General features: G+C 73.3%; 6 protein-coding genes. 5 read left to right on the forward strand and 1 reads right to left on the reverse strand.

The features are described 5' to 3' along the window. Positions 1-46: 46 nt before the first annotated feature. The gene (locus ABT354_RS25830) at positions 47-1,609 is read right to left on the reverse strand and encodes an amidohydrolase (protein WP_351497887.1); all 1,563 of its coding nucleotides are present in this window, start codon (positions 1,607-1,609) and stop codon (positions 47-49) included. A 159-nt stretch (positions 1,610-1,768) separates the two neighbouring features. On the opposite strand from ABT354_RS25830, the gene ABT354_RS25835 reads away from it, so the two are divergent. The 5 genes from ABT354_RS25835 to ABT354_RS25855 all read left to right on the forward strand — a co-directional run bounded on the left by ABT354_RS25835 (position 1,769) and on the right by ABT354_RS25855 (position 9,727). Continuing rightward, on the forward strand, positions 1,769-2,419 hold the full coding sequence (locus tag ABT354_RS25835; RefSeq protein ID WP_351497889.1) for a hypothetical protein: 651 nt from the start codon (positions 1,769-1,771) through the stop codon (positions 2,417-2,419). 448 nt (positions 2,420-2,867) lie between these two features. Next, entirely contained in the window at positions 2,868-4,562 is a 1,695-nt protein-coding gene (locus tag ABT354_RS25840; RefSeq protein ID WP_502983497.1) for an ABC transporter ATP-binding protein, read from the forward strand. Beyond that, complete coding sequence (locus ABT354_RS25845; protein WP_351497894.1) at positions 4,559-6,619, forward strand: ABC transporter ATP-binding protein; 2,061 nt, start codon at positions 4,559-4,561, stop codon at positions 6,617-6,619. The genes ABT354_RS25840 and ABT354_RS25845 overlap by 4 nt, the downstream gene beginning before the upstream one ends. Further along, on the forward strand, positions 6,604-7,665 hold the full coding sequence (locus tag ABT354_RS25850) for an iron-siderophore ABC transporter substrate-binding protein (RefSeq protein ID WP_351497896.1): 1,062 nt from the start codon (positions 6,604-6,606) through the stop codon (positions 7,663-7,665). The genes ABT354_RS25845 and ABT354_RS25850 overlap by 16 nt, the downstream gene beginning before the upstream one ends. A gap of 373 nt (positions 7,666-8,038) precedes the next feature. Then, a complete protein-coding gene (locus ABT354_RS25855; RefSeq protein ID WP_351497898.1) occupies positions 8,039-9,727 on the forward strand; it encodes an FAD-binding oxidoreductase in 1,689 nt (562 codons plus the stop codon). Positions 9,728-9,759: the final 32 nt, after the last annotated feature.

The raw sequence follows: 9,759 nt of genomic DNA on the forward strand, positions 1-9,759 counted from the left end.
GTCGGGGACGCTCTTCCGGAGCCCAGCGAGATCCGAAGGAGACGACCTAGATCCCGTCGTCCCCCGCCGCGTGGGTACGGATCACCTCGATCTCCCCGATGCGGGACGGCGCCACCCGCCTCGGGTCGTCGCCGAGGACCACCAGGTCGGCGCGCTTGCCCGGAGCGATCGTCCCGGCGCTCTCCTCCCAGTGGCAGGCGTAGGCCGCGTCCGCGGTGTAGGCGCGCAGCGCCTCCTCGACGGTGATCCCCTCCGCCGGGCCGATGATCCGCCCCGACCGCGAGGCCCGTTCCACCATGAACTGGATGGCCCGCAGCGGTGCGCCGTCGGCGACCGGGCGGTCCGAACTCCCGGCGATCCGCACCCCGTGGTCGAGGAAGCCCCGCCCCCGGTAGAGCCACTCCGCCCGCTCCGGACCCATGATGTCGGCGTAGTCGTCCCCGAAGTACCGCAGGAACGAGGGCTGGACGACGGCGGTCGCGCCGAGGGCGGCGAAGCGGGGGAGCTGATCCGGGCGTACCAGCCCCGCGTGTTCGATCCGGTGCCGGGCGGTGGGCCGGGGCAGCAGCCGCTGGGCCCGCTCCAGGGCGTCCAGCGCCACATCGACCGCGCGGTCGCCGATGGCGTGCACGGCCAGCTGCCACCCCGCCAGATGCCCATCGATGATGGTCTCGTCCAGCGGGCGGTCGGTGTGCTGGAGTTGCCCGGAATCCTCGGAGCCGACATAGGGGCTGGTCAGCGCGGCGGTACGGGCCATCATCCCGCCATCCGTGAAGATCTTGAGCGCGCCCAGCGACAGCTCGCCGCCCTCGCCGAAGCCGGTGCGCAGACCGAGTCCGAGGGCGTACGGGGTGGTGTCCTCGGGCGCCGCCGCCACCGGGCGCAGGGTGTCCGCCGAGACCATCAGCCGCAGCCGGATGGGCAGCCGGCCGCTCTCCAGGGCGAGTTGATGGGCGGCGCCCTCCAGCGGGCCATGGGCGAAGAGGGTGCTCCCGATGCCCGCCTCGGCGCAGGCGGTCACCCCCTCGGCACGGCACTGGGTGGCCGCGGTGCCGATGGCGCGGGCGAGTTCGGCCAGGGTGTACGGCGGGCGCAGCGCGCGGGCGGCGCCCATGGCCTCCTCCGCGAGGAAGCCCTCGGTGCGGATGGCGGCGGGCAGCGCCTCCATGACCGCGGAGTTGACGGCGCAGCCATGGCCGGAGACATGCCCGATGAGGACCCGGCGGCCCTCGCTCACCCCGTCCAGCTCCCGGGCGGTGAGATGACGGCCGAGGGGGCGCTGATCGTATCCGGCCAGATCGACCCAGCCGCCCGGCGGGGCGGCGGCGACCGCCCGGGAGACCGCCGCGAGCACCTCCTCGATCCGGGCGCAGGGGGCGACGCTCACCGCGCGGGCTTTGAGTCCCGCCCAGGTCAGATGGGTGTGGCTGTCGATGAAGCCCGGGAGTACGGTGGCTCCGTCGAGGTCGACGACCCGCCGTGCCGGAAGGCCGGAGACCTCCTCGTCCAGGCCCACGATCCGGCCACGCCAGATACCGAGTTCACGGGCGGTGGGGCGGGTGGGGTCCATGGTGATGACGTTCGCGTTGCTGAATCTGGCGCAGAGCACGGACACTTCCTTTCCCAGGAACCGTCGGAGCCCGGTGCCGGCCCGCTCGCCGGTGTCCTGTGCCGGCCGGTGCTCCGGTAACTCCGCCGTGTCGAACGGGATTGCCCGACACGATCATGACTATGCTTAGGTGAGGCTAACCTAAGAAGGTGTTGCTGAGTGGACGAGTGGCGAGAGGTCCCCGCGAGCCGACTGGATACGTGGGCGGACGAGGTACTGGCCGGGCTCGACGCGCATGAGGGTATCGACCGTGCCCTCCGTCGCGCGCTGGGCAGAGGCCCCACGCTGGGGGAGGAGAACAGCACACGGATGGCGGACGCGCTGCGGGCCGCCGCCCTCGGTCTGAGTCCGGCGGCCTGCGCGCTGGCGGCCGGGGTGTCGGAGCGGCTGCTGGCCAACTGGCAGGCCAGGGACGCCTCGTTCGGGGCGGCGATGGCGGCGGCGGTCGAACTCGCCCGCACCCGCCGGGCCGAGCCGGGACCGGCCGGGCTGAACCCGGCGGCGCTGCGGGTCCTGCTGACCGCACTGCGCGCGGGGGCGCTGCACGCACCGGCCGCGGCGCTCATCGGGATGTCGGGGCGCGCGCTCTACCGGCTGCGCCGGGAGCGGCCGGAGATCGCGGCCCTGGTCGCGGCGGCCCGCCGGGCCCGCCCCCGCAAGGGCGACCGGCGCGGCGCCCCCCGCTACGAGCGGCGCTACCGGCTGGTCCGGCTGGACGGGTCGACCACCCCGTCCCCCTCGGTCCCGGCCCCCCGCGCCACCGCGGACACCCTGACCCCGGAGTCGCACCCCGCCCCGGAGGGCCCCTGAGCGAGGCCCCTGACCGAGGGTCCCGCCCCCGGAGGCCGCACGCAGGGCCGCGCCCGCGACCGGGGCGCGGCCCGACCCCCGCCGGGTCCCGGCCCACGTACCGCCGCCGGATTCCCGGCCCCGGTGCGACCACGACCGGCCGAGGTGATCCCCGGGTGATCGCGCCCGGTCGCCCGGGCGGTCCGCCGTGCCGGGCGGGTCACCGCCGGGGCCGGGCGGTCGGGTGGCCCCGGGCGGGGGAGGGATTCCCGGCGGGGACGGAGCGAGGGAGACCCTCCGGAGGTTCTCCCTCTATACAAGGAGAGCGCCGCCCGGCGGGGCCGCCCTCGCGGTGGCCGCGCCGGGGCCGGGGGATGCGTTCGGGTGGCTCCACGGTTGCGGCTTAGGCTAACCTTACTTCCTTGCTGTGCTCGTTCCAGGGGCACCGGACGGCTCCGGAGGGGTGCGGGTGGTTTCAACAGATCTGTCGGGCAGGACAGTTCTGCGGGAGGCGGTGACCGGACAACGCCGCGATGTCGTCGTCGGCGCCGCCCTGGGCGCAGGCCACCAGGCGGGCGAGGCCCTGGTCCCCGTACTCATCGGCGTCGTGATCGACCGGGCCGTGGCCCGGGGCGACAGCGGCGACCTCGTCCTCGGCCTGGCCGCCCTGGGCCTCGTCTACATCGCCCTCTCCTTCAGCTTCCGCTTCGGCGCCCGCGCCGGAGAGCGCGCCGCCGAGACCGCCGCACACCGCCTCCGTACCCGCCTGGTCGCCCGCATCCTGGCCCCCGAGGGCGGTGCCGACCAGGGGCGGCTCTCCGGTGAGCTGACCAACATCGCCACCCAGGACGCCAAGCGCGTCGGCGCGGTCACCATGGCGCTCATCGTCGGCATCTGGGCCCTGATGGGCCTGCTCGTCGCCGCCGTGATCCTGCTGCGGATCTCGCTCCCGCTCGGTCTGCTCGTCCTCCTCGGCACCCCCCTGCTGCTCTGGCTGGGCCACCTGGTCAGCAAGCCGCTGGAGCGCCGCAGCGGCGCCGAGCAGGAGCGGGCCGCCCATGCCTCGGGCGTCGCCGCCGACCTCGTCGCCGGGCTGCGCGTCCTCAAGGGCATCGGCGCCGAGCCCGCCGCCGTCGCCCGCTACCGCCGCACCAGCCGGGACTCCCTCACCGCCACCCTGCGCGCCGCCCGCGCCCAGGCCTGGCAGAACGGCATCGTCCTCACCCTCACCGGGATCTTCATCGCCCTGGTCGCCCTCATCGGCGGGCGCCTCGCCACCCAGGGCGAGATCAGCCTCGGTGAGCTGGTCTCCGCCGTCGGCCTCGCCCTCTTCCTCATCGGCCCGCTCTCCGAGATCTCCTGGGTCAACGCCGAGCTGGCCCAGGGCCGGGCCTCCGCCGCCCGGATCGCCGCGGTGCTCGCCGCCGACCGGGCCGTACTCCCCGGTGACGGCACCCCGCCCGACCCCGTCGAGGGACGGCTCCGCCTCCGCTCCGTCTCCAGCGGCCCGCTCCAGGACATCGATCTCGACATCGCCCCCGGCACCGTCCTCGGAGTGGTCGCCCCCGACCCCGCCGACGCCGCCGCCCTGATCGGCCTCCTCGGCCGCCACGGCGACCCCGACCACGGCACCGTCGAACTCGACACCGTCCCGCTGACCACCCTCGACCCCGCCGCCGTGCGGGGCGCCATCCTGGTGGCCGAGCATGACGCCGACCTCTTCGAGGGCACCCTCACCGGCAATGTCCGGGCCGCCGCCGCGCCCGGCGCCGACATCGGACCCGCGATGACCGCCTCCGGGGCCGACGATGTCGCCGACGCCCTGCCCCAGGGCGGCGACACCGAGATCACCGAACGCGGACGCTCCCTCTCCGGCGGGCAGCGCCAGCGGGTCGCCCTCGCCCGCGCCCTCGCCGCCGACGCCCCCGTCCTGGTGGTCCATGAACCCGCGACCGCCGTGGACACCGTCACCGAGGCCCGCATCGCCGACGGCATCCGGGAGATCCGCCGGGACCGTACCACGATCATGATCACGACCAGCCCCGCACTGCTCGCGGTGGCCGACCGGGTCGTCCTCGTGGAGAACGGCCGGCTGGTCGCCGACGCCACCCACGCCGAACTCGTCCACGACCGCGACGGCTACCGGACGGCGGTGCTCTCATGACCGAGCCCCAGCGGCACCCCGACACGACCCCCGAAGCGGCCGGCCCCGCGCCGTCCACCGGCTCCGGCCGCGTCCTGCTCCCCATCGCCACCGCCGCCCGTACCCGGGCCGCCGTCGGCGAGCTGCTCCGCCCCCACCGCCGACTCGCCCTGACCGGCTTCGGTGTCATGGTCGTCGCGACCGCCGTGGGCCTGCTCACCCAGCCCCTGCTGGGCCGGATCGTGGACCTCGTTGCCGACCGCAGGCCCCCGGACGCCCTGACCGGCACCGTCGTCCTGCTCGCGGTCGTCGCCGTGGTGCAGGGCCTCACCACCGGCCTCGGCCTCGGCCTGATCTCCCGGCTGGGCGAGACCATCCTCGCCCAGCTGCGCGAGCGCTTCGTCGCCCGTGCCCTCGGCCTCCCGCTGGAACAGGTCGAGCGGGCGGGTTCGGGCGATCTGACCGTCCGGGTCACCGGCGATGTCTCCGTCATCGCCGACGGCGTCCGCAACGCCCTGCCGGAGCTGGCCCGCTCCGTCCTCGCCATCGTGCTCACCCTCGGCGCGCTCGCCCTGCTCGACTGGCGGTTCCTGCTCGCCGCGCTGCTCGCGCTGCCGGTCCAGATCTGGACCGCGCGCTGGTACCTCCGCCGGGCCGTGCCCCTCTTCGCCTCGCAGCGGGTCGCCGGGGGAGCCCAGCAGCAGCAGCTCCTCGACACCATCGGCGGCTCCTCCACCGTGCGCGCCCTGCGGCTGGAGCGGGACCACACCGACCGGGTCACCGAGCGCTCCTGGTCCATGGTCCGGCTGATCATGCGGGGCATCGACCTGGTGATCAGCTTCTACAGCAGGCTGCACATCGCCGAGTTCATCGGGCTGGCCGCCGTGCTGACCACCGGATACCTCCTGGTGCGGGACGGCTCGGCCTCGGTCGGCACCGCGACGGCGGCGGCCCTCTACTTCCACAGCCTCTTCACCCCGGTCAACTCCGCGCTGGGGCTCCTGGACGACGCCCAGTCCGCCGTGGCGAGCCTCTCCCGGATCATCGGCGTCGCGGACCAGCCGCAGCCCCGCGACCCCGAGCGGCCCGCCGTCCCCCAGGACGCCTCCATCGCCGTGGCCGGTCTCCACCACGCCTACCGCGCGGGCCACCCGGTCCTCTCCGAGGTGGACCTGGTGCTGCGGCCCGGGGAGCGGGTCGCCCTCGTCGGCGCCAGCGGCGCGGGCAAGACCACCCTGGCCAAACTGATCGCGGGCATCCATGTGCCGACCGCCGGGACCATCACCGTCGGCGGCGTCCCACTGGACGCCATCGGCCCCGTGGCGGCCCGCCGCCATATCGCGCTGATCACCCAGGAGACCCATGTCTTCGCCGGGCCGCTCGCCGAGGACCTGCGGCTCGCCGCCCCCACCGCCACCGACGCCGAACTGCGTGCGGCCCTCGACCGGGTCTCCGCCCTGAGCTGGGTGGACGCCCTGCCGGATGGGCTGGACACGGTGGTCGGCGAGGGCGGCCACCGGCTCAGCGGGGCCCAGACCCAGGCCCTCGCCCTCGCCCGGCTGGTCCTCGCCGACCCCCCGGTGGTCATCCTGGACGAGGCCACCGCCGAGGCGGGCAGCACCGGGGCCCGTGCCCTGGAGAAGGCCGTCGCCCGCGCGGTGGACGGACGGACCGCGCTGATCGTCGCCCACCGGCTGACCCAGGCGGCCGGCGCCGACCGGGTCGTCGTCATGGAGGCCGGGCGGATCGTCGAGAGCGGCACCCATGACGAGCTGCGCTCCGCCGGGGGCCGGTACGCCACCCTCTGGAGCGCCTGGTCCGACAGCCGGGTCACGGACCCCCGGCCGCCCGCGCCCCGCGCCCCCGACCATGACATGGCCCCTGACCGGGACCAAGGCCAGGACCAGGACCAGGGCCCCCGGGTGTCCGGTCCCCACCCGCCGGACCGTCCCCCCGTGGACGGTCCCGAGCCGGACAGTGCGGAGAGTCGCCCTCCCGCGCAGGACCGGGCCACCCCCCAGACCATCCGTCCCGCACCATCGACAGAACAGAAGGACCGTCCATGGCCCGCTCCCTGAGAGCACCGCGCGTCGCCGCCGTGCTCACCTCCGCGTTGCTGATCCTCACCACCGCCGCCTGTGGCGGTGGCTCCGAGGACAGCAAGGGCTCCGACGACACCGGCGAGAAGGCGGGTACCTCCGGGTCCGCCTTCCCCGTCACCATCGCGCACAAGTACGGCGAGGCGAAGATCCCCTCGCAGCCGAAGCGGATCGTCACCCTCGGCCTCACCGACCAGGACGCCGTCCTCGCCCTGGGCGAGGTCCCGGTGGGCTCCATGGACTGGATCGGCAACTTCAAGGGCACCGTCGGCCCCTGGGCCGAGGACGAGCTGGGCGACGCCGAGCCGCCCACCGTCCTCAAGGACACCGGCACCGGCCCGCAGATCGAGAAGGTCGCGGCGCTCGACCCGGACCTGATCATCTCCGTGTACGGGGGTCTCACCAAGGAGCAGTACGAGACCCTGAGCAAGTTCGCCCCGGTCGTCGCCCAGCCCAAGAAGTACCAGGACTACGGCGTCCCGTGGCAGGAGCAGGCCACCATCATCGGCAAGGCGCTCGGCAAGTCCGATCAGGCGGCCAAGGCCGTCGCCGATGTCGAGGCCAAGTTCAAGGCCACCGCGCGCCCGGAGTTCAAGAACGCCACCGCCGTGATGGGCACCCCGTACGAGGGCATCTTCGTCTACGGCAGCCAGGACCCCCGCTCGCGGCTGCTGACCAACCTCGGCTTCACCCTGCCGTCCGGTCTGGACAAGGCCATCGGCGGCAAGTTCGGCGCCAACATCAGCAAGGAGCGCACCGACCTCCTCGACCAGGACACCATCGTCTGGATGGTGGGAGATGTCGCCAAGGACAGCGCCAAGCTCCGCAAGGACCCCTCGTACGGCGATCTGAAGGTCGTCAAGGAGGGCCGTGAGGTCTATATCCACGAGACCAGCGACTACGGTCACGCCGCCACCTTCGGCACCGTGCTGAGCCTGCCGTATGTCCTGGACCGCCTCGGTCCCCAGCTTGCCGCGGCCGTCGACGGCAAGAAGGAGACCCCGGTGGAGCAGCCCGCCTCCTGACCCCGCCACCGCGCACCGGGCCCGTCCCCCTCGGGGGGCGGGCCCCGGCGTTTCCGGATGCGCCCCGGCGCAAACCCCGCGCGCCCCTCTCTGGCGCGGAATCGACGCGGGTTGGCCGACTTCCCGGGAGTTGCCGATCAATCGCCGTTCCGCCGCAACCTCTTCGCCGCTCGGGCCCTCTTCCCGGACGATTCACCAGCCGAGCGGGATACCGCGGCGGGGCCGACTCCCTTATCACGCGGGGAAGTTGACCTCATGACGCCCAGGATCGACGGGCGGTGCCGGTCCCGCACGGCGACGCTCGACCGCTCCACAGCACTGATCGATTATCGATCAGCTTCCGTCTCTCGTCGGATCTCCTGGAGTCATGACCATGAGCAAGCAGAACCCGGAACAGAACGTCGGCCGCCGGTCCCTTCTCGCCGGTGCCGCGGCTGTCGCCGGCGGGGCCGCCCTCTCCACCGCCCTTCCGGCGAACGCGCAGGCGGCCCCCGCCTCCGCCGTCGCCGCCGCCCGCCCGTCGACCGCGGCCCTGGCCGCACCGGTCGTCGTCACCCCCACCGACCCCCGTTTCCCCGACCTCGTCCGCGGCAACAACATGCGCTGGCAGGCCGCCCCGGAGAGGGTCGTCCTCGTCACCACGGCCGACCATGCCGTCAGCGCCGTACAGGAGGCGGTCACCGCGGGCAAGCGGCTGACCGTGCGCAGCGGCGGCCACTGCTACGAGGACTTCGTCTTCAACAACGCGGTGCAGGTCGTCGTCGATCTCTCGGCGATGAACCAGATACGTTTCGACCCCACCCACCACGCCTTCGAGATCGAGGCCGGCGCCTCCAACCTCGACATCTACGAGAAGCTGTACAAGCTCTACGGGGTGACCCTCCCGGCGGGCAGCTGTGCCTCCGTCGGCGTCGGCGGCCATATATCCGGCGGCGGCTACGGTCTGCTCTCCCGGCTGCACGGACTGACCGTCGACTATCTCCATGGGGTCGAGGTCGTCGTGGTGCGCAATGGCACCGCCCAGAAGGTCCAGGCGTTCCGCAACTCCCCCGAGCAGGATCTGCGGGATCTGTGGTGGGCCCATACCGGCGGCGGAGGTGGCAACTTCGGTCTGATCACCCGCTACTGGCTGAAGAAGCCCGGCTCGACCAGTACCGACCCCGGTCAGCTGCTGCCCCGGCCGCCGTCCGAGGTGCTGCTCCAGGCCAGCGCCTTCAAGTGGGCGGACCTCACCGAGACCTCGTTCACCCGGCTGGTGCAGAACTGGGGTACCTGGCACGAGCAGAACAGCGCGCCCGGCTCCCCGTACGAATCCCTCTTCGGTCTGCTGAAGCTGACCCACAGCGGGGCGGGCGAGATCGGGCTGATCACCCAGATGGACGCCTCGGTGCCCAACGCCCGGCAGCGGCTGCACGAGTACCTCACCGCGATCACCGCCGGGGTGGGTGTCCAGCCGACCGCGATGACCCAGCGGATGGGCGAGCACGCGGCCCTGACGCAGTTCCGCAGCGCGCGCCAGCTGCCCTGGTACATCGCCACCGACCATCTCAGCGGCGGCAACCCCGGCCAGTACGGCAAGTACAAGTCGTCGTACGCGCGCAAGCCGTTCTCCCCGGCGCAGATCGCGGCGCTGCACCGGAATCTGTACACCACCTACCGGAACCCCGATGGCGCCCTGGTCCAGGTCGACTCGTACGGCGGCCGGATCAACGCGGTCCCGTCGGCGGACACCGCCGTGCCGCAGCGCGACTCGATCATGAAGCTCCAGTTCCAGGTCTACTGGACCGACCCCGCCCAGGAGGCTCTGCACCTCTCCTGGATCCGCGACCTCTATCAGCAGATGTACGCGGAGACCGGGGGCGTTCCGGTGCCGAACACGATCAACGACGGCTGTTACATCAACTATCCCGACAAGGATCTCGGCGACCCGGCCCTGAACACCTCGGGGACCACTTGGCAGACCCTGTACTACAAGGGCAACTACGCCCGGCTCCAGCGGGCGAAGTCCACCTGGGACCCGCAGAACTTCTTCCGGCACGCCCAGTCGGTGCGGGTGCCGTAACCGCTCCGCGTCCGCCCCTGGCCGGAGTGAGG

It is taken from the genome of Streptomyces sp. NPDC000594, assembly GCF_040299965.1.
Lineage (GTDB): Bacteria > Actinomycetota > Actinomycetes > Streptomycetales > Streptomycetaceae > Streptomyces.

Coding starts and splice junctions, on each gene's coding strand:
- ABT354_RS25850 (WP_351497896.1), top strand. CDS start 6,604: ATGGCCCGCTCCCTGAGAGCACCGCGCGTCGCCGCCGTGCTCACCTCC.
- ABT354_RS25855 (WP_351497898.1), top strand. CDS start 8,039: ATGAGCAAGCAGAACCCGGAACAGAACGTCGGCCGCCGGTCCCTTCTC.
- ABT354_RS25845 (WP_351497894.1), top strand. CDS start 4,559: ATGACCGAGCCCCAGCGGCACCCCGACACGACCCCCGAAGCGGCCGGC.